This window comes from Nocardia sp. NPDC088792 (genome assembly GCF_044750615.1).
Lineage (GTDB): Bacteria > Actinomycetota > Actinomycetes > Mycobacteriales > Mycobacteriaceae > Nocardia.
On the sequence record NZ_JBIVKC010000006.1, the window covers coordinates 304,240 to 323,784 of the forward strand.

General features: G+C 66.8%; 20 protein-coding genes and 1 riboswitch. Of the genes, 15 read left to right on the plus strand and 5 right to left on the minus strand.

Annotated features, from left to right (window positions below; all coding sequences use genetic code 11):
- The first annotated feature begins 23 nt into the window (after window positions 1-23).
- On the plus strand, window positions 24-800 hold the full coding sequence (locus ACIP5Y_RS37640; protein WP_400357292.1) for a siderophore-interacting protein: 777 nt from the start codon (window positions 24-26) through the stop codon (window positions 798-800).
- A 624-nt stretch (window positions 801-1,424) separates the two neighbouring features.
- On the opposite strand, the gene ACIP5Y_RS37645 is transcribed toward ACIP5Y_RS37640, so the two are convergent.
- On the minus strand, window positions 1,425-2,579 hold the full coding sequence (locus ACIP5Y_RS37645) for a cytochrome P450 (RefSeq protein WP_400357294.1): 1,155 nt from the start codon (window positions 2,577-2,579) through the stop codon (window positions 1,425-1,427).
- 64 nt (window positions 2,580-2,643) lie between these two features.
- On the opposite strand from ACIP5Y_RS37645, the gene ACIP5Y_RS37650 reads away from it, so the two are divergent.
- The 3 genes from ACIP5Y_RS37650 (at window position 2,644) to ACIP5Y_RS37660 (ending at window position 5,118) form a co-directional block, all read left to right on the plus strand.
- The gene (locus ACIP5Y_RS37650; protein WP_400357295.1) at window positions 2,644-2,994 is read left to right on the plus strand and encodes a hypothetical protein; all 351 of its coding nucleotides are present in this window, start codon (window positions 2,644-2,646) and stop codon (window positions 2,992-2,994) included.
- A gap of 251 nt (window positions 2,995-3,245) precedes the next feature.
- Complete coding sequence (locus ACIP5Y_RS37655; RefSeq protein ID WP_400357297.1) at window positions 3,246-3,470, plus strand: hypothetical protein; 225 nt, start codon at window positions 3,246-3,248, stop codon at window positions 3,468-3,470.
- A gap of 139 nt (window positions 3,471-3,609) precedes the next feature.
- Complete coding sequence (locus ACIP5Y_RS37660) at window positions 3,610-5,118, plus strand: alpha/beta hydrolase (protein ID WP_400357299.1); 1,509 nt, start codon at window positions 3,610-3,612, stop codon at window positions 5,116-5,118.
- An 8-nt stretch (window positions 5,119-5,126) separates the two neighbouring features.
- Here ACIP5Y_RS37660 and ACIP5Y_RS37665 read toward each other — a convergent pair whose 3' ends face one another.
- Window positions 5,127-6,218 carry a polyprenyl synthetase family protein gene (locus ACIP5Y_RS37665; RefSeq protein WP_400357301.1) on the minus strand — a complete coding sequence of 364 codons (1,092 nt, stop codon included), beginning with the start codon at window positions 6,216-6,218 and terminating at the stop codon, window positions 5,127-5,129.
- Window positions 6,219-6,672: 454 nt separating this feature from the next.
- Here ACIP5Y_RS37665 and ACIP5Y_RS37670 point away from each other — a divergent pair, with 454 nt between their 5' ends.
- Complete coding sequence (locus tag ACIP5Y_RS37670; RefSeq protein ID WP_400357303.1) at window positions 6,673-7,764, plus strand: GGDEF domain-containing protein; 1,092 nt, start codon at window positions 6,673-6,675, stop codon at window positions 7,762-7,764.
- Here the strand turns inward: ACIP5Y_RS37670 and ACIP5Y_RS37675 are convergent.
- The gene (locus tag ACIP5Y_RS37675; protein ID WP_400357305.1) at window positions 7,733-8,611 is read right to left on the minus strand and encodes an alpha/beta fold hydrolase; all 879 of its coding nucleotides are present in this window, start codon (window positions 8,609-8,611) and stop codon (window positions 7,733-7,735) included. The two genes, ACIP5Y_RS37670 and ACIP5Y_RS37675, sit on opposite strands and share 32 nt — an antisense overlap.
- A gap of 70 nt (window positions 8,612-8,681) precedes the next feature.
- Here ACIP5Y_RS37675 and ACIP5Y_RS37680 point away from each other — a divergent pair, with 70 nt between their 5' ends.
- Window positions 8,682-9,284: a TetR family transcriptional regulator gene (locus ACIP5Y_RS37680; protein WP_400357307.1), complete on the plus strand. Its 603-nt coding sequence runs from the start codon at window positions 8,682-8,684 to the stop codon at window positions 9,282-9,284.
- On the opposite strand, the gene ACIP5Y_RS37685 is transcribed toward ACIP5Y_RS37680, so the two are convergent.
- On the minus strand, window positions 9,281-9,703 hold the full coding sequence (locus ACIP5Y_RS37685; RefSeq protein WP_400357309.1) for a heme-binding protein: 423 nt from the start codon (window positions 9,701-9,703) through the stop codon (window positions 9,281-9,283). The genes ACIP5Y_RS37680 and ACIP5Y_RS37685 overlap by 4 nt on opposite strands.
- A gap of 155 nt (window positions 9,704-9,858) precedes the next feature.
- On the opposite strand from ACIP5Y_RS37685, the gene ACIP5Y_RS37690 reads away from it, so the two are divergent.
- Window positions 9,859-10,716, plus strand: a complete 858-nt coding sequence (locus ACIP5Y_RS37690) for a helix-turn-helix domain-containing protein (RefSeq protein WP_400357311.1) — start codon at window positions 9,859-9,861, stop codon at window positions 10,714-10,716.
- On the opposite strand, the gene ACIP5Y_RS37695 is transcribed toward ACIP5Y_RS37690, so the two are convergent.
- A complete protein-coding gene (locus ACIP5Y_RS37695; RefSeq protein WP_400357313.1) occupies window positions 10,713-11,045 on the minus strand; it encodes a MerR family transcriptional regulator in 333 nt (110 codons plus the stop codon). The two genes, ACIP5Y_RS37690 and ACIP5Y_RS37695, sit on opposite strands and share 4 nt — an antisense overlap.
- Window positions 11,046-11,108: 63 nt before the next feature.
- On the opposite strand from ACIP5Y_RS37695, the gene ACIP5Y_RS37700 reads away from it, so the two are divergent.
- The 8 genes from ACIP5Y_RS37700 (at window position 11,109) to ACIP5Y_RS37735 (ending at window position 19,458) form a co-directional block, all read left to right on the plus strand.
- Complete coding sequence (locus ACIP5Y_RS37700; protein WP_400357315.1) at window positions 11,109-12,254, plus strand: MFS transporter; 1,146 nt, start codon at window positions 11,109-11,111, stop codon at window positions 12,252-12,254.
- A gap of 187 nt (window positions 12,255-12,441) precedes the next feature.
- A complete protein-coding gene (locus ACIP5Y_RS37705; RefSeq protein ID WP_400357317.1) occupies window positions 12,442-12,573 on the plus strand; it encodes a hypothetical protein in 132 nt (43 codons plus the stop codon).
- A gap of 264 nt (window positions 12,574-12,837) precedes the next feature.
- Window positions 12,838-13,578, plus strand: a complete 741-nt coding sequence (locus tag ACIP5Y_RS37710; RefSeq protein ID WP_400357319.1) for a tRNA-dependent cyclodipeptide synthase — start codon at window positions 12,838-12,840, stop codon at window positions 13,576-13,578.
- Window positions 13,579-13,580: 2 nt separating this feature from the next.
- Window positions 13,581-14,768, plus strand: a complete 1,188-nt coding sequence (locus ACIP5Y_RS37715; protein ID WP_400358052.1) for a cytochrome P450 — start codon at window positions 13,581-13,583, stop codon at window positions 14,766-14,768.
- 115 nt (window positions 14,769-14,883) lie between these two features.
- Window positions 14,884-15,993, plus strand: coding sequence for an AraC family transcriptional regulator (locus ACIP5Y_RS37720; RefSeq protein WP_400357321.1), 1,110 nt, complete (start codon window positions 14,884-14,886; stop codon window positions 15,991-15,993).
- Window positions 15,983-16,390: a hypothetical protein gene (locus ACIP5Y_RS37725; RefSeq protein WP_400357323.1), complete on the plus strand. Its 408-nt coding sequence runs from the start codon at window positions 15,983-15,985 to the stop codon at window positions 16,388-16,390. The genes ACIP5Y_RS37720 and ACIP5Y_RS37725 overlap by 11 nt, the downstream gene beginning before the upstream one ends.
- A gap of 108 nt (window positions 16,391-16,498) precedes the next feature.
- Window positions 16,499-17,593: a fatty acid desaturase family protein gene (locus tag ACIP5Y_RS37730; protein WP_400357325.1), complete on the plus strand. Its 1,095-nt coding sequence runs from the start codon at window positions 16,499-16,501 to the stop codon at window positions 17,591-17,593.
- Window positions 17,594-17,818: 225 nt separating this feature from the next.
- Window positions 17,819-17,998, plus strand: a riboswitch (M-box (ykoK) riboswitch).
- A 71-nt stretch (window positions 17,999-18,069) separates the two neighbouring features.
- On the plus strand, window positions 18,070-19,458 hold the full coding sequence (locus ACIP5Y_RS37735) for a stealth conserved region 3 domain-containing protein (RefSeq protein WP_400357327.1): 1,389 nt from the start codon (window positions 18,070-18,072) through the stop codon (window positions 19,456-19,458).
- The last annotated feature ends 87 nt before the right edge of the window (window positions 19,459-19,545 follow it).

A 19,545-nucleotide genomic window follows, 5' to 3' on the forward strand; every position in this document is an offset into this window, starting at 1 on the left:
CGCTTCGAATGGAAGGTATTCCCATGGCGCACACAGACAATCCCGCGCAGGATACTGCCACCGTCCGGCAATCCCGCGGCCTCGGCGATCGCCTCCTGGACCGGTTCTTCACCACGGGCCGCGTCCTGGAGACCGAGCGCATCGCTGCGCGCATGATCCGCATCCGTATCGGCGGCCCGGCCCTGCGGACCCTGAATTGCCTTCCCGGCCAGCATCTCCGGGTAGTGGTCGGCGGTGACGGACTGCTGTCCCGGGTCGGCGACCTGCGCACCTATACGGTGTGGCACTTCGACCAGGAGAACGGCGAACTCCACCTGTGCGTGCTGGACCACGGTGACGGTCCCGGCTCCCGCTGGGGGCGCACCGCCGAGGTCGGTATGCAGGTCCGATTCCGCGGCCCCGAGGGCTCTTTCACCCTCCGCCCCGACGCACCGAACCATCTGTTCATCGGTGAGGAGACCGCATCGGTGGCCTTCGGCGCCATGCTCCGTGCAGTACCCGACGAGGTCCCGGTCAGCGGTGCGATCGAAACCGCCACGCCCGCGGACCGTCTCCCGCTACCCCGAGCGGCCGAGCTCTCCCACCCCCTGCGCGGCACCGCCCCCGCAGCCCGCTCCGAGATCCTCCTCGACGCCGTCCGCAACCTCCGCCTATCGGCCACCCCGGGCGTCGCCTACGTCGCAGGCGAGGCCCGCACCATCCAGATGATCACGAAACATCTTGTCCAAGAACGTAACTGGCCGCGCCGCGCCATCATCACCAAGCCCTTCTGGACCCCCGGCCGCCGCGGCATGGACTGACTTCCGGCCCGCTGGTGTCCGGTGGGGAGGTGCTGGTCACCGGGTGGGCAGTCGCAGTTTTCGGCGCCGCTGGAGGTTCGGCCCGCTCGGACGCCCACTGTCCGGGCCATTGTGGATGTGATTTCGGCGGAGCCTGCTCGCGATCACGGTGTGAGTTCGCTGGCCGCGCTGGCGGGGGTCAGTCCACGGCATCTGGCTCGATTGTTCGCTTCCGAGCTGAACACCACGCCCGCACGGTATGTGGAGCAGGCCGCGCGGGCCTCGGTGTTCGGGAGTTCGGAGACCATGCGGCGGACCTTTGTTGCGCGGCTCGGGATCTCGCCCAGTCAGTACCGGGCCAGGTTCGGGAGCACGATGTCCGGATCTGTGGGGTAGCGGTCAGTTCAGGCAGTGGGTGAGAACGGCGGTTCGAGATCGATGGCGCCGAGGCCGCGCGGAACTTCCTGCTCGAGCACGGTCGCACCGAGCAAGAGGCGCGGAATGTGTGGCTGGCCATCGCATTGCACATCACCCCCGAGGTGCCGCTGCACCTCGCACCGGAGGTCGCCGTGGTGACCCTCGGCGTGGAAACGGATGTACTCGGCCTCGACCTCGGCGAAATCACCGAGCAGCAGCGGGCCGGGCTCAGGCGGAGGTCATTCGGAGCTCAGCGAGGGCGTAGGTCTGCCAGGACGGCCGCAACCGGTAGTCCTCGCGGGGCGCGATCGTGCTCAACCGCGGGAACTTGTGCAGGACCGCGCGGACCGCGTGCCGGGTCTGCATTTCGGCGAGTTTCGCGCCGAGGCAGTAGTGCCGGCCATGCCCGAACACCACGTCGGGTCGTCCGGCGCCGGCCGGGTCGAGATGCGCCGAGCGTAGGGACGCCAGCACCGTGTGCCCGCGCGGAATGACCACACCGTTGATCTCGATATCGGTGAGTGGAAAGCGGCGGATCGCATAGTTCATCGGTGCGGCGGCGCGAATCAGCCGGCGGATCAGCGCATCGAATTCGGCCGGGCTGTCCAGCATCTCGCGCGCATGCGCCTGGTGCTCGCGGACCAGCTCGTCGAGGACGAACGCGGTCAGGCTGATGGTGTTCTCGAATCCGCCGACAATGGTGATGAACGCCAGGCCGACGAGTTCGTTCTCGCTGAGCCGGTCCTCCCCGTCGCGCGCCGCGATCCAGGCCGACAGCAGATCGTCCCCGGGTTCGCGCCGCTTGTCGGCGATGACGTCGGAGACCAGCCGCAGCATGATGCCCATCGCCGTGCGCGTCTCGTCACCGCCGGTATTCACGCGCAGCAGCGGCGCGGATGCGTTCCGGAAGTCGCCGAGTTGCGCCCGCGGCAGTCCCAGCAGCTCGCCCGTGACGCGCGGCGGCAGTGGCTCGCAGAGCCCGTTCATCAGATCGATCTCGCCGCTATCGGGCAGGCCGTCGACCAGTTCGGTGACGGCGTCGATGACGACTCGCTCCTGCGCGGCATGATTGCGTGGCCCGAACGCCTCGGTGGCGAGCCGGCGAATACGGCGGTGCGCATCCCCGTCGAGATTGAGCAGATTGGCGTCCAATGCCGGCGGCAGCTTATTCCCGCGAAACCCGGTGGTGGAGTCCGCCTTTGCCGCCGACACCTTCGGATCGGCGAGCAGCCGGGTGACAGCGTCATACCCCGTGATCACCCACACCGGCGACCCATCGGGCAACTCCGCCTCGTGCACTCCCGCCCCGCGGGTCCGCAATTCCTCGTGCAGCTCATCGACGGCATGGATCCCGGCCTGGAACGGGCAACTCCCGATAGTCATCCCGTCAGTCTGCCAAACGTGTCGGATACCGCTGTCGGGCAGCCGCTTTCGATAGATTGGCGGAATGCCCCTGATCGAAGTGACCTACGCGCCGCATGTCCCCGAATCGACGCTGCGTGCGCTGGGGGAGCAGCTGCCGCATCTGGTGTCGCTGGCGGTGGAGTGCCCCGAGGAGCCGTACGACCACGACCTGCAACCGGGCGATATCGAGATCCGTTTCCGCGCGCTCGGCCCGTTGGACCGCAGTGGACTGGATGCGGTGGTCGAAATCCGGTCCAAGTACTTCGAGAGCCGGGCAAAGAACCGCCAGGAACGCGTAGACGAGCTGCACGAGCGGATCGAGCACGAAACCGCCCTGCGGAACTTCGGGATTTACCTGTCGCTACCGGCCGCGGCCTGGTCGCAGGGCGACTGAAGATCGTGATCTTTCTGTGTCCAAAAGGCGGGGTTTTCAGATCTACGCTAGAAGGTCCGATGTGATCTACGCCACTTTGTTGGGTGAGGTGGACGCCGCCCGGGCGGTCCTGCCGACCCCGTGAGTTCCCTACGCCAGCGGACGTGAGCATCAACGCCACGTACCAGCACATATCGCACTCCGAACGCCCCCTGACGCAGCGGTCGCACCGCTGTCGGGAGCGGCCGTGTCACGAAGGAGGCGAGGGCGCCATGAGCACCTGTGCCGAACACGAAATGCGGATGGGCCGCCACGCCCGAGCCGTCCGCTTCGCCGCCAAAACCACCATCGCGATAATCGTGACCCAGCAACTGATCACCTCGCAGCCCTGGATGCCCCGCGACCTAGCAGGCATCGAACAACGTCTCTACGCATCCGTCCGCAGCGACCGCGCCGAGGTCTGCCAGCTCTACGACATAGCCAAACTCTGCCGCTGACCGGTGAAGCCAACGGTGTACAGGTTTCCACCCCGCACCCACCCGCGGGTGGAGCCGGTCGCCGACCGGGCGCGACAGACTCGCATTGCGGCACTTCGCCGTGCTTCTCATGTCGATCGATGATCATCGGAGGTTGAGGGTGGGCGTTCGTTCAGTCTGGTCCGTCGCGGTGGTGGTGACGGCCGCGTTGATTGCGGGCGGGTGTACTTCGACTTCGAGTGCCGGGGCGGCGCAGAGTCTGCAGTGGGGTGCGTGCCCGGCGGGCACGCCCGATGCCGAAGGTGCCGCCGCGCAGCGGGATTCGGCGGAGCAGTGCGCGACATTACGGGTGCCACGGGACTATTCGGCCGGTGGCGCGGGCGACATCACGGTGACGGTGTCTCGGATCGCCACCGCCAAACCCGGTGCGCGGAAGGGCTTTTTGCTGGTGGCGCCCGGCGGGCCGGGCGGGTCGGGGCTGGATCAGCCGAGTGTCATGCGCGGTCAGCTGCCGGCGGCCATCACCGATGCCTACGACCTGATCGGGCTGGATGATCGCGGCATCGGCAACAGCACCCCGGTGCATTGCAACCTGGCCGAGGCGGATCGCGCCGCTGCGGTGGCGGGCATGCCGTTCCCGGCGCCGGACGGTGATGTGACCGGCAATATCGCCTATGCCAAGCGGATCGCCGACACCTGTGCAGCCAATGCCGGCGACTACCTGCGCGATATCACCACCGCGAATATCGCTCGCGATATCGACCGGTTCCGGGCGGCGCTGGGCGTTCCGAAGCTGTCGTACCTGGGCGCCTCGTACGGCACCTACCGGGGCGCGGTCTACGCGCAGATGTTCCCGTCGCGGACCGATCACATCATCCTGGACAGCACGGTCAACCCGTTCGGTGAGGAGACCTCGGCCCGCAAGATGTTCAGTCGTGGCGACCAGGAAGCCTTCCCGCCGCTCGCGAAATGGCTGGCCACCAATGACGCGACCCTGCATCTCGGCACCGATGAGGCACAGGTCGAAGCCGCCTACTTCCGGATCACCGAACGTCTGGACCGTACGCCGATCCCGCTGACCGGCGGGCGGGTACTCGACGGCAACGGTCTGCGTTCCGTCGTCTACGAGTTCGAGGAGAACGCGAAGTATTATCCGTTGGTCGCCAACGTATTTCAGGTGGCGAACGGTATCGCTCCGCAGAGTTCCGGCGCCTCGGCCGGGTCGTCGGCCCTGCCGACGGAGATCCCCGACAACTTCCTGTCCGACCAGTTCGCCGTCATGTGCGACGACCAGGCCTGGTCGCCCGACACCGGACAGTTCCCCGCCGCGGTTGCCGAGGACAAGGCGAAGTACCCGATCGGCAATGGATTCGGCGGCAGCCCATGGGCCTGCAACTACTGGCATTACCAGCCGAAGGAGCCGGCCGTGAAGATCGACGACAACGGTCCGGCCGATATCCTGCTGCTGCAGAACCGCCTCGACCCGTCGACACCGTATTCCGGTGCACGCCAGATGCTTTCCGCACTGGGTCACCGCGCGGCGATGGTGACGGTCGAAAGCGCCGGCCATGGCGTGGATTTCGGCAACCTCTGCATCCGGTCCGCCCTGACCGGTTTCTTCTCCACCGGCAAGCTGCCCGCCGGAGACACGACCTGCCAGGCCGAATGACGGTCTGATCAGCGCTGCGGCGCATCTCGGCTCAGGATTGCTTCGGCAATGCTGTCCAGCTCGGCCGTCGCCTGGGCGGGGAGGCGCGCCTCCGTCAAGACCTGGTGGATCCGCAGGCGGCGGTCACGGATCATCCGCTCGACCTCGAAACGCGCTGTGGTGTCGAGGATTTCGCGGCAAAGTGTGGCATCGCCCTCGGTCGGGCGCGGGTTGGCGATGAAATCGGTCAGCCGATCGCGCTGGGCGGGGGTGGTGTGGCGCAGGGCCAGCACCAGTAGCACCGTATGCCTGCCGTCGCGCAGATCGCGCAGGGTGGGGGTGCGTCCGCTGCGGGAATCGCCGAACACGTCGCCGAGTTCGTCCTGCAGCCGGGCCGCTTCTCCGAGTGGATGCGCGTAGGCGGAGAGGGATTGCAGCACATCGGGTCCCGCATCGGCCAGCACCGCGCCCAGTCGCAAAGGGCCCTCGACCATCGAGGCCGCGCAGCTGTATCGGACGATCTCCCACGCCTGCTCCAGGTCGCAGGTGGGCCGGCCGGCGGTCACCAGTTCCAGGTAGCGGCCGTAGCCCACCTCGGTCCGCATGGCGTCCAGAACCGTTGTGGCGGCATGGATTCGATCCGGCGAGAGCCCCGAGGTATGCAGCAGTTCCTGTGCCCACACCAGTCCGAGGTCGCCGATGACGATCGCGGCGCGCGCCCCCAGCCGTTCGGCGGCCTGTCCGCCGCGCACGCCGTGATTGCGGTCCGCGACCACACGGTGGACGGTCGGCCGGTCGTCGCGGGTGTCCCGATCGTCGACGACATCGTCGTGCATGAGCAGCGCGGCGTGGAAGAGCTCGATGGCCGCCGCGGCCCGCACCACCTCGTCGGGCAGGCCCGCGCCGCCGCCCGCATACCAGCCGAGGGCACAGAACTGGGATCGCAGCCGGCGCCCGCCCGCGAACAGAAAGGACCGCACGGAATGCACGACATCGGCCGGCAAGCGGCGGGCGGCGGCGGATTCGGCTTTGGAATCCAGGAATTCGTGCAGTGCGGACTCCACCCGTGCGCGGATGATGTCGCGATCCAAAGGCGAACTGGCAATAGCGGGCGCACTCATCGCGTCTCCATTTCCGGGCAGTTCTCCGGATCAGACTAAAGGAAGTGTAATGGCTGTCTCGATCGATGGTAAAGGCAATCCGGGCGACGCGCCCGCACTTCATCAATCACCCGGCGCGGCTGGGCGCTTGACCACAACTTGCAGGTCAAGGGCGCGGACCTGGCCGTAGAGCGCGCGCATACTGCCGGCGAGTGCCCCGGAAGCGGCAGTCGCGGGCATCCTGCTGCGCGGCATCGCCTGGCACTCAAGGCAATTGTCTGGGTTGCGCCGGTTTTCAACTACCGCATGAACGATTTCGCACCGGCGTGGCCGCCTTTCCTTCGTGTGACATGGATTACAGTGATGCGGATGTCGCATCGTGCCTGAATAGACTGCCTTATCCGGCCGGGGTCGGGGTCACCGGCGGGATGTACGTCGAAGTGCAGGAGGTTCATCCGGCGCCGAGGGGCAGTACATGTGGGTTTATCTGCGGTTGCTCCGGAATTGGTGGAGTGAGGACGTCGACTACGGGTGGGTGGTCGACGCCATTTCCTCGCGGTCTGCGCTCGGGGTCCTGAAGGTCGCCATCGGCTTCTCCGGAATGGCGGCGCCGATCATCGGACTGATCACCGTGCTGTCGGCGGCGGGACCGGATGAACCGCTCGCGAAGGCGCTGCTGTGGTTGCTCATCGTGGTGGGCGTGCTGTGGGGTGTCAGCTGGTGGGTGCTGCCGTGGCCGACCGAGCGGAAATCACTGCTGCTGGTCTCGGTCGCCGATGTCTGCCTCACCACGGTGTGCGCGCTGAGTCCCGGGGATGTGGTCCGGTCGGTGGGAATGATGATGCTGCTGGTCGTCGGCGTGTATATCAGCGCCTTTCACAGCCCGAAAATTCTTGCCCTGCACACGATCTGGTCGATGGGCGCGGCGGTGATACTGGCCGCGCCGCTGTTCGGCCACGGCGACACCGCCTCGGCGCTGATCATGCTCCTGGGGATGGCGGCGACGATTGTCGTGCCGCCCGGACTGCAATTCTGCTATTGGGTGCTGCGCAGCGAAATGCTTTCGGACCCTTTGACAATGCTGCTGAGCCGACGTGGGTTCGACTACCATTCGGTGCCCTTGCTGGCACGTCCGGTGCCGCTGCCGGTCGGAGTGCTGATGATCGACCTCGATCGGTTCAAGGCCGTCAACGACACCTTCGGCCACTCCGCCGGCGACGAGGTGCTGGTGTGCACGGCCGATCGACTACGCCGGGCCGCGCCGGCCGGCAGCATCGTCTCCCGTTTCGGCGGTGAGGAGTTCGCGGTGATCGTGCGGCTGCCGGTGGAGGACGCGCTCGACGCGGCGGACCGCCTGCGCCGTGCCGTGGCCGAACCGATCGGCTCGATATCGGTCACCGCCAGCATCGGTCTCGCGATTCTCGCGCGGGAGATGATCGGTGATCGGGTGCAGAACCAGCATGCGCTGTGGGAGGTCATCCAATCCGCGGATCGGGCGATGTACCGGGCGAAGCAGCAGGGCGGTGACACCGTCGTCATCGCGTCGGAAAGGCGCGTAGAGCGGTGATCAGCGCGGCCGGATTGTCCTCCTGCACATTGTGACCCGCGTCCGGCACCACCACGAGCTTGCCATCCGGGATACGCGCGACGAGGCGTTCGGCGGTCGACTGGGGAAGTACCCGGCTGCGCCCGCCGCGGACGAGCAGTACCGGCAGGCCGGTGAGCTGCACGGGGATTCGTTCGAGGGCGGCGAGAATGTGCGGAAAGTCGGGTGGGCGGGGATCCCATTTCGGCACCCAGCCACCCTCGGGCACCGGGCGGAACAAGGTGCTCATCCGATAGGTGACAATCGCGCGGTCGGCCAGCGGATTGACCTGCATTGCGGCATCCACCACCTCCTCGAGTCCGTCGGCCGGGCCGAGTCCGAGAATGAAGGTCCGCATCCGCCGGGTGCTCTCGAAATCGACGCCGGGCGCGACATCGATCAGCGCCAGCCGTTCCACGCGATCGGGGTGAGTGCCGGCGATATGGGCCGCGACCACACCGCCGAGTGACATGCCGACCAGTCGAACCCGATCGAAGCCGAGGTGGTCGGCGGCGGCGAGGACGTCCTCGGCCATCGTGGCGATGCGGTAGTCGTCGGACCAGCCGCTGTCGCCGTGGCCACGCAGATCGAGGGCGACGAGCCGCGCCTCCCCGCGCAGTCCGAGGCAGACGAAATCCCAGGTGTGCGCGGTCAATCGGCCGCCGTGCAGCAGCAGTACCGCGGGTCCCGTTCCGCCCCAGTCCAATCCGTGCAATCGGCAGCCCGCGTGGGAGTAGGCGATATCTCGCGGCGGGGCCGGATCGTGGATGCGGACGCCCAGGGACGTCGCCAGTTCGGTCATCGACGGGATGGTGATCTGTCCGGTCATAGCGGCACCTCACTACCTTGGGTCTCCAAGGTAAGACTCTTACTTTGATCGGTCAAGGTAATGTGAGGGAGTGGCCACCCGCGTACGACGCAAACCCGACGACGCCAAACGATTGATCCTGCAGGCGGCGGGAAAACTGCTCGCCGCCGGCGGTCCGGCGGCCGTGCAGGTGCGGGCCGTGGCTGCCGTGGTCGGGGTGACCGATGCCGCGGTCAACCACCACTTCGGGACCCGGGAGCAGCTGCTCTCGGCGCTATTGCGCTTCGGCGGGACGAAACTCAAAGCCGAACTGCATGCCGCCCTGGGCGCCTGGACCGACCGTCCGGTCGATCCGGCGGAATTGGTGCGCACCCTGTTCGCGCTCTACGCGGACGGATACGCCGAACTGGCTCTCGCGCTGTACCAATCCGGCTGGCGAGACAGCGGCAGCGGACTGCTCGACGAGGTCGTGGACCGCCTGCATGCCCAAGCGCAGGCGAACTGCGCGGCCACCGGCCGCACGCCCCCGTCTCGCGAGCAGATCCAGCTCACCGTGGCCGCGCTCCATCAGGCCATTGCGCTGGAGCCGGTATTCGGCGCCGAATTCCGCCGCAGCGCCGGAATGGATACGGCCGCAAGCGATCCCATGCTCGAATGGTGGATCGGCATCCTGCGCGCGGCCATTGCCGGCTAGGCCGGCACCGAATTCGACTGCAGCGCCTCGACGCACACCCGGGCGATCTCCACATCTTGATCGGCGGTGCCACCGGACACGCCGACCGCACCGATCACCCGCTCCTCGGCATCGGTGATCGGCAGCCCGCCGCCGAAGGAGATCAGCCCGCCGCTGCTCCACTCGATGCCGTACACCGGGCCGTCCGGCCGGGAGATCTCACCGAGCAGCGCGCTCGGGATATGGAACATGATGGAGGTCCGGGCCTTTCGCTGCGCGAGATCGATCGAACCGAGCGCGGCACCGTCCATGCGGATCAGGTGCAGCAGGTGTCCGCCCGCATCGAGGATGGCGATGGTCATCGGGGTTTCGATCGCGGCAGCCGCCTGCTGCCCGGCGGTGGCGAGGCGCGCGGCGGTGTCCAGGGTCAAAGCGCTCATGGGGTGAGTCTCCGTTCGGGAAGATGCTTTCCGGTACGAAGACCAGCCTGCGGTGCCGCGGGCATCGCAAACAGGGTGGCGTCGTACCTGGAGATCGTGTTCCTGGGGACGGCTGCCCCAGGAACACGACCGCCCGCCGATGGGACACTGACCCGGTGAGCGAACTCGGCGAATTCCTGAAGGCGAAGCGCGCGGCCATCTCGCCCGAAGACGTCGGGCTGCCAGCGGTGGGGAACCCGCGCCGGGTCGAGGGCCTGCGCCGTGAGGAGGTCGCGCTGCTGGCCGCCGTGAGCGTCGACCACTACACGCGGCTCGAACAGGGCCGCGTCGCGGCCGCCTCCGACAATCTCCTGGCCGGTATCGCTCGCGCATTGAAACTCACCGACGAGGAGCACGAATACCTGCGCATGCTGGTGCAGGCGCGGCCTGTCCGCCGTCAGCGCGCGAGTGTGCCGGAAATCGGTGCGGCACTGCGGGATCTGCTCGATGCGATGGCGACGCCGGCCGTCGTCCTCGGACCGCGCACCGATATCCTCGCGTGGAATTCCGGGATGACGGCGCTGTTTATGGACTTCGGTGAAATCCCGCTGGAGCAAAGAGCATTGGCGCGGATGGTGTTCCTGGAGCCGCGGGTGCGCGGCCTGTTCGTGCAGTGGGAGCAGGTCGCCATGGAAGCTGTGGAGCGATTGCGGATGGTCGCCGCGCGCACTCCCGGCGATCCGCTGCTGGCGCGGCTGGTGGGGGAGCTGTCGGTGCACGACGCCGACTTCCGGCGCTGGTGGGCCGGGCACGGGGTGCGGACACCGTCGGGTGGTCGCAAACGGATCCGGCATCCGGTGGTCGGCGAGCTGGAGCTGGATTGGCAAGTCCTGCAAGTGCTTACCGCCCCCGACCAGTCACTGGTCACCTATACCGCCCCCGTCGGCTCACCCACCCACGAGGCCCTGCGCATCCTGGCCTCCTGGACGGCTGCCCCCGAACGCCGCAATGCGCCGCTCGACGCCGACCACTAGCGTTCCAGCAGCTGGTCGAGCATCGACCGTGCGGTGTTGATTCGATCGATGTCCGCGGTCATGCGCCGACGCTCGTGCACGAGACGCTCTCGGCAGCCTTGCAGCAGTGGGGTTTCATCGGAGGCACAGGTGAGGATCTCGGTGATGAGGTCCATGCCGAGTCCGGCGGACAGGAGCGTCCGGATGTGGCCGACGGTCGATACGGCGGCGTCGTCGAAAATCCGGTATCCGCTCGAAGTGCGTTGCGGGCGTAGGGCGCCCTTCTCCTCGTAGTAGCGCAGCGCCCGGATGCTGGCGCCGGTCCGGTTCGACAGTTCGCCGATCTTCATTGGCGTCTCCCGTGCATCGCCCGGCTTGACTCTCACATTGACGTGAGACTTTAGCGTACCGGCATGCTTCGAATCTCGATCCTGATGGCCGGCGTATTCAGCATCACCACCGGCGAATTCGTGGTGGCGGGGATCCTGCCGGAGGTGGCGGGGGACCTGCATGTTCCGGTCGGCACGGCCGGGCTGCTGGTCACGGCGTACGCCCTCGGGATGATCATCGGCGGTCCACTGCTCACCGCGCTGACCGCGGCCGCGGACCGGAAACGGTTGCTGCTGGCCCTGCTCGCGGTCGCGGTGGTAGGCAACATGATCTCCGCCCTTGCTTCGGATTTCGTGGTCCTGCTGGGCGCCCGGGTGATCACGGCGCTGGTGACTTCGACGTTCTTCGCGCAGGCCATCGTGATCGCGGTGCGCTCGGCGCCGCCCGAACGTGCCGCGTCCACCATCGCGCGGCTGGCATTCGGCATGAACCTGGCCATGATTGTGGGCGCGCCCCTGGGCACCGCGATCGGTGGCCACTGGGGTTGGCGAGCCACATTCTCGTTCGTCGGTCTCGGATGCCTGATCTGCCTGGGCCTGGTGGCCGCGCTCATTACGTCTCCGTCCGAAGAGCCGCGGCGGTCGGCGACGGCGGAACTGCGCGTGATCACCCGCCGCCCGGTGTTGTTCGCGTTGTCCCTCACCGCGATCGGCAATGCCGGCGTGCTCATGGTGTTCACCTACCTCGCCCCGCTGCTCATGGATCTCGCCGGTCATCCGAGCCGGCGTCTGCCGATGTTGTTGCTCGCCTATGGAATCGGCGCCACCCTCGGCAATCTCGTGGGCGGCGCGCTCTACGACAAGAACCCGCGGGTATTCCAGCCCGCGGCCCTGGGACTGCTCACCGCCGTCCTGCTCGGGAGCTGGTTCGCCGCGCGCACACCGTTACCGGCCGCCGTGGCGATGGTGCTGATCGGCGCGCTCGGCTTCGCGATCATCCCGGGCATGCAGGCCCGCGTGCTCCGCGCCGCCGCCGCGGCTCCCACCCTGTCCATGGCGGTCAACGCTTCCGCCTACCAGCTCGCCGCGGCCGGTGCGGGCCTGCTCGGCGGTTTCATCGCCGATTCGGCCGCGGGTCCCCGCCCGATCTACCTGGCCGCAGCCGCCCTGACCGCCTGCGCCTTGTCTCTCACCTTGCGGGTGCAAATTCGATGGAAGTCGCCTGTGTAGCAGGCTAGCTTCCTGATCCATGTCGCCGATCATTGTTGTGCCGTTCCATCAGGATGAGCACGCATGCCGCTCGGATGGCCGGTCCGCTCGGGCTCGAGCCCGTCGCCGAGGAGCGGGTGGTGCTCGTCGATGCGCGGGATCTCGATCCCGGTGAGCGGGAATACCTTTCGACTGCCCGGGTCCGGCAGTGCTGGAGGCGATTCGCGGCATTGCCGGCACAGGCCGGATGGTGGCCCTCGACATCGCATGTCCCTGGTACGCAGGCGAATACCCGCAACGCGCGGAGTTGCTCGCCGCGCTCGTCGAGTCGGTGGCATAGGGCCGCAACGTCACTCGTGCGCAACTGTCCGATCCTACGAAGGTGACGGTGAAATTCGGGGCTTGCTTTGTGACGGGCCGAGGTGTTTCGGCATCGGCGGCGGGGCGACGATAACGGGGCTTGCGTTCCACGGGACACCGTCTTGACAAGGGACGCAGCAGGATTCGGCCCGATCGCACAGTAGTCCGGCGCCCAGGGGTGGGCGCCGGCTCGGGCCTCCTCGAGTGGATCTGTCGTCATTCGACCAGAGGTGGGTAGTTCGTGATGTCAGCAACGCTTTCCGGACCGGCGCACAGAGTTGTCGAACCCGTTGTTCAGGAGGGGTTTTCGGTACAACCCTTCACCAGCCACTGCCAGGTCATTCACAATGACGGCGATCATGCCGTCATCGGGGTATCGCCCGGGAACAGTTACTTCTCCGCGAGTCGCATTCGGGCGCTCGCACAGTGGGGCCTGGCCTGTTTCGATCGTATCGATTTCGTCTATACCGATGTGTTCCAGGTCGAAATGTACGAAGCGTTCGGCTATTCCGAGCTGAACGCGCGCCGCAAGGCGGACAAGAACCTGCGCGGTGTCCGCGCGAAGATCACCTCGGTGGTCGGCGAGCTCGATTCCACGGGGAAACGCCTTTTCGCGCAACCGATCTCGGCATTCCGGGGCAATGATGCCTACCGGTGCCTGCATGCGGATCTGCTCCTCCGGCTGGCCGATGACCAGGAATTCCGGGACGTCTGCCACGCATTGGTCGGCTACTTCCTGTCGTCGAAAGTGCTGGCCGGTTCGGAACCCAGTCCGCGGCAGCAACAGGCGTGCCTGGACTATATCTGCGCCGAGGCGCCGCTTTTCCTCGATACGCCCGCAATCCTCGGCGTCCCTTCGTCTTTGAACTGCTACCACCAGCTGCTCCCCATGGCGGAATTGCTCTATTCCCGGGGCGCCGGCCTGCGCGCTTCGCGAAATCAGGGGCACGCCATCGTCACTCCCGCCGAAGGACTCAGCAAATGACCATTACCGCCAGTGCTCCCCTGGAGTTTCCCTTCTCGGCCCGTGGCGACCGGATTCCGGACGAGGTCGCCGAATTGCGGACCTCGTCGCCGGTCCGCAAGGTGCGCACCATCGCCGGCGACGAGGCCTGGCTGGTCTCCTCGTACGCGCTGTGCAAGCAGGTCCTGGAGGACCGCCGGTTCTCGCTGAAGGACACCTCCGCCCCGGGGGTCCCGCGCCAGTACGCGCTGACCATTCCGCCGGAAGTGGTCAACAACATGGGCAATATCACCGGAGCCGGCCTGCGGAAGGCGGTGATGAAGGCGTTGAACCCGAAAACCCCCGGGCTGGAAGAGTTCCTGCGCACCACGGCGGACACGTTGCTCGACAACCTGGTCGCCGAGGGCGCTCCCGCCGACCTCCGGAACGATTTCGCCGAACCGTATTCCAGTGCGCTGCACTGCCATATCCTCGGAATTCCGCAGGAGGACGCGCCCAGGCTGCAGCGCAGCCTGCACATCGCGTTCATGAACTCCGCCGAACCGATCCCGGCCGCAAAACTCAATTGGGACCGCGATATCGAATACATGACCGACCGGCTCGACGATCCCCGATCCGGCGGCCTCATCGCGGAACTCGCCGCATTGCGCCGGGAACCCGAATACGCCCACGTCTCCGCCGAAATGTTCGCCACGGTCGGCGTCACGCTCTTCGGCGCCGGCGTGATCTCCACGTCGGGCTTCCTGTCCATGGCGCTGGTCTCGCTGATCCAGCACCCGGAGCTGCGAGAACTATTGCTGCGCGATCGATCCCTGATCCCGGCCGGGGTGGAGGAACTGCTGCGGATCAACCTCTCGATCGGCGACGCGCTCCCTCGGCTCGCCACCGACGATATCCAGCTCGGCGACGTACTGGTCAGGAACGGCGAATTGGTACTGGTGCTGGTCGAAGGCGCCAACTTCGATCCTCGGGCCTTTCCGCAACCGGACGTGATCGACCTCGGCAGGCCCAACAGCGCGTCCCACCTGTCCTTCGGCGGCGGACAGCACTACTGCCCCGCCACCGCCCTCGCCCGCCGCCACGCCCAGATCGCCCTCGAGGCCCTCCTCGACCGCATCCCCACCGTGGACCTGGCCGTCCCGATCGATCAGCTGGTCTGGCGAACCCGTTTCATGAAGCGGATCCCGGAGCGACTCCCGGTGCTGTGGTAGCCGAATAACGTCGGCATTCCCCGGTTTTCGGTCAGCACATCGGTGACCGGCCGCCGGGGGATGTTACCGGCGGGTTCTCGGTTCGTGTGTGCTCGATATTTGCGAGGATGCGTCGATGGGTGACGGGTTGGGGAGGGTTCGTTCCATCGGCGGTACGGCATTGCTGGCCGAGTTCGCGGTCGGGCGGGGATTGCCGATCCAGGCCGTGCTGAAGGGCAGCGGGATCGAGGAACGCGAACTGGCCGAGCCGGCGGGGGAGATCCTGCTCGAGCAGGAGCTCATCGTTTTGCGGACGGTGGTGGAGGGGCTGGGGAACGAACCCGGACTGGGGTTTCTGGCCGGATTCCACTGTCATCCAACGAGTTTCGGCGTGCTGGGATTCGCCATGATCAGCAGTCCCACCTTGCGCGGTGCGCTGGAGATCGCGTTGCGGTACACCGATCTGTCGGTGGCCATCGCGCATCACTACCTCGAGGTCAGGGGCGCGGAGGTCGCGTTGCTGCGCGATGATCGCGTGGTGCCCGCGGACCTGCGGCGGTTCGCGCAGGAGCGGGACATCGCCATGATTTCCACGATCCAGCAGGATCTGCTGCCCATGCCGTTTCCGGTCACCCGGGTGGATCTGGAGTGGGAGGCGCATCCGGTCTACGAGACGCTGGGCGTCGTGCTCAATGTCGAGGAGCTGAACTTCGACGCGCCACGCTTCGAGATCGTGATGCGGGCGGCGATGCTGGAAATGCGCCCGGCACAGTCGAATGCGGCTCTGGCGCGGGCCTACGAGCAGCAGTGCGTCGAGATCATGCAGCGGCGCAGGCAACGCAGCGGAATCAGCGGGCGGGTGCGGGAACTGCTGGTGCACAGTGTCGGCACCGCCGATCAGTCCAGTATCGCGGCCGGACTGGATATCAGCGTGCGGACCCTGCGCCGGCGACTCGCCGAGGAAGGCACCACCTTCCGGGAATTGAGTTGCGAGACAGTCGGGCTGCTCGCCGAGGAACTGTTGATGACGGGCCTGACGGTGGAGTCGGTCGCCGATCGCCTCGGCTATTCGAGCGTCTCATCCTTCGCCTCGACCTTCCGCACCTGGAAGGGGCAAACCCCGGGCACTTTCGCCCGGGCGCACCGCGGTCACGATATCGCCGCGAAGGCCGTCCGTATCGGGCCACAAACGGTCAATGTCGGCCACCGCGAATATGAGGGGGAAGACTGGGGGCGTGACGGATGACGCAGTTCGGCTGATCGTCGTGGACGCGGCGAATGTGGTGGGTTCGCGACCCGACGGATGGTGGCGCGACCGGGCGGGGGCGGCCCGGCGATTGCTCGGGCAGTTGGCCGCGGCGGAACTGGATTCGGGGCAGCCGACCGAGGTGACCGTCGTGCTCGAGGGCGCGGCCAAGGCCGCGGTCGCCGGTGATGCGGCCGAGTTCGACGGACTGCGCGTGGTGCCGGCCGCCGGGTCCGGCGATGACGAGATCGTGCGCGTGGTGGCCGCGGCGGTGGCGGAACAGGGCGATCGGGCGATCACCGTGGTGACGGCGGATCGCGGATTACGTGAGCGCGTCGAGCCGTTCGGGGCCGTGACGGTCGGTCCGCGCTGGCTGCTCGATCAGCTCACGCCCTAGGCGCACGCTGCGGTTTTGTGCGGCGGAACGCGGCCGATGCGTGCCACGCCGCTAATTGTTTCGGCGACAGGGGCCTGTTGTTCGCCTCGTGCGGATAGCGTAGGTGGAGTGCCCGTACCTTCCGCAGTCGGTGACCCCGACAGCGCAATTCCCCTTTCCGCGTTGCTGATCGACACCGAACCGCGGCCCGAGCCCGCCTCGGGTGCTCGGCGTGGCAGTGAATACGCGGTGCTCATGCGCCAGATCCGGCATGCCGGACTGCTGAATCGGCGCCTGCGGTCCTACGGCGTGCGCGCCGGGATCACGGTGGCCGCCTTCCTGGGCGGGTGGGTTGCGTTCGCGCTCATCGGCGATTCGTGGTGGCAGCTGGGCACCGCGGTATTTCTCGCGCTGGTGTTCGCGCAGTTCGCATTCCTCGGCCACGATGCCGGGCATCAGCAGATCTTCGGCACCCGCCGGGTCAATTATCTGGCCGGGCTGTTGTTCGGAAATCTCGGCATCGGTTTGAGCATCGGCTGGTGGACCAGCAATCACAATCGGCACCACGCCAATCCGAATACCGAGGGCGCGGACCCCGATGTGATGGGCATCCTGGCGCATTCGAGCGGGCGCGCCGCGACCGGTCGCGGTTTCCGGGCATTCATCTTCCGCTATCAGGCGTGGCTGTTCTTCCCGATGTTGCTGCTCGAGGGCGGCAGCCTGCACTGGTCCAGCGTGCGTGCGGTGTGGCGGCGGTCGATACCGAATTGGGGCTGGGAGGGCGCGCTGCTCGCCCTGCACGCGGTCGCCTACCTGTCCGTCGTATTCCTGGTGCTGTCACCGGGTAAGGCGCTCGTCTTCATCGCGGTGCAGCAGGGCCTGTTCGGCCTTTACATGGGTTGCACCTTCGCACCCAATCACAAGGGGATGGAAGTATTCGACGAGCCCGGCGCCGTCGATTTCCTCCGGCGTCAGGTGCTCACCTCCCGCAATGTGCGCGGCAGCTGGTTCACCGATGTGGCGCTGGGCGGCCTGAACTATCAGATCGAGCATCATCTGTTCCCCTCGATGCCCCGCCCGAATCTGCGCCTGGCGCGGCCGATGGTGATCGCGTTCTGCGCCGAGCACGAAATCCCGTACTGCGAGACCGGTCTCCTGGAGTCCTACGCACAGGCGCTGCGACACTTGCACGAGGCCGGCAGTCCGCTCCGGCAGCCCGCCTGAAGGAATGGAGACGTATGTCTCACCGCTGGACCGCCGTAGCCGTGGGTGTGCTGTGCGCATGGAGTGTGATGGGATCGGCCGCGGCCGATCCCGCGCCGCAAACACCGCCGCCGGACCTGAAATGCCACACGCCGTGGCAGTTTCCGCAGTACGCCGACGGCCAGTGGCGCTGTTCAGGTGGGCCGGGGCCGGTTGTCGTGCCCAAGAGCGGCGGCTAGGATGGCGACTGCACCTCGTTAGGTGAGGCTCCTGAACGAACATAGGCCACTGATCTGACGACGTCGAGAGACGCCCAAGATCAGGACAGATCTTCCCGGCTTAAGGGTTGATCCCAAGTGGCTTCCGGATTCTGCGCACCGCAGGGATACGTCGCTCAGTGTCGAAACTCAACGTGTGGGGTAGTACGCGAAGGTCTTTCGCGTTCAGAACTCTTTCGTGCGTCACTGATTCCGGCTGTGTTCTAGGTAGGTGTGACGATGAGGAATGTATTGAGCTGTGTCCCCGCGGCTGTGGCCGATGGCGCGGCGGCCGTGCCGGATATCGAGCGTTCGGCGCTGGGTAATCTGCTGGCGCTGCGCGCGGTACTGGTGGCGGAGGAGATTCCGTTCCTGCTGATCCGGTCCGAGCGCGACGAACCGGCGCTGGCCATCGATCAGCGCTATCGCCCGCGCGTCGATGCGCTGGTCAGCGCCGCCGCCGGTCCCGGCACGGTGGATATCGAATTCTGGCATCACCGCGCCGACGGGCTGCTCGGCCCGCGGCCCAATGCCCTTACCCGCGAACGGATTCCGGCCGAGGATCTGCAGCGGACCCGGATCCGCCGTTTCGGCTACGACTGGGACACGTTGCGCGGCATGTTCGATGTGCATGCCGGGGATGTGGATTTCGATATCGACGTGGTGTTCTCCTGGGTGGATGCCGCCGATCCGGCGCGGAATGCGCTGCGGTCCGCGGCGATTTCCGAGGCGCTGCTCGGCGAGGGTGACGGCGCGCCGGCGCGCGTCCGCCAGATCGACGAATTGCGGTACGCGCTGCGGTCGGTCTACGCGAACGCGCCGTGGGTGCGGCGCATCTTCATCGCCACCGATTGCACGCCGCCGGCCTGGCTGGACGCGCACCCGCAGGTGACGATCGTGCGTGCGGCCGAACACTTTTCGGATCGGTCGAGCCTGCCCACGTTCAACTCGCATGCCGTGGAATCGCAGCTGCACCACATCCCGGGGCTGAGCGAGCATTTCCTCTACGCCAATGACGATATGTTCTTCGGTCGTCCCATGCGGCCGACGATGTTCTTCACTGCGGGTGGGATCAGCAAGTTCATCGAATCCCCCGTGCGCATCGGCACCGGCACCCGTGCCGTGCGCCGCAGCGGATTCGAGAATGCGGCCCGCAATAACCGGCAATTGCTGCGGAATCGTTTCGGCCAGTTGATCACCCGGCATCTCGAGCACGCGCCGGCTCCGCTGCGGCGCAGTGTGCTGTTCGAGCTGGAGGGCGTTTTCGCCGACGATTTCGCCCGCACCCAGGCCAGTCGTTTCCGTTCCAGCACGGATATCTCCGTCACCAATTCGCTCTACCACTACTACGCGCTGCTCTCCGGCCGCGCGGTGCAGAACGAAACGGCCCGCGCCCGCTACATCGATACCACTACGCGGGAGGGGCTGGATCAGCTTGTCGGACTGGGGATTCGGCGCGATGCCGACTTCTTCTGCCTGAACGACGGCAGTTTCCCCGAGATCGAGGAAGCGCACCGCAGCTCCCGTGTGCGCAACTTCCTGCAGCACTACTTCCCGGAGCCCGCCCCCTGGGAGCGCGTCGAGCTACGGTCGCCGGGCGACGACCGCGCCGAACCGATCGCCGTCTGACCACCACCGAAATTGGGACTCCGCTGGGAGGTTGGAGTCCAGTGGCTGAGAGGTTGGATCGTATGGATGCCGCGCTGCCGGTGGCGC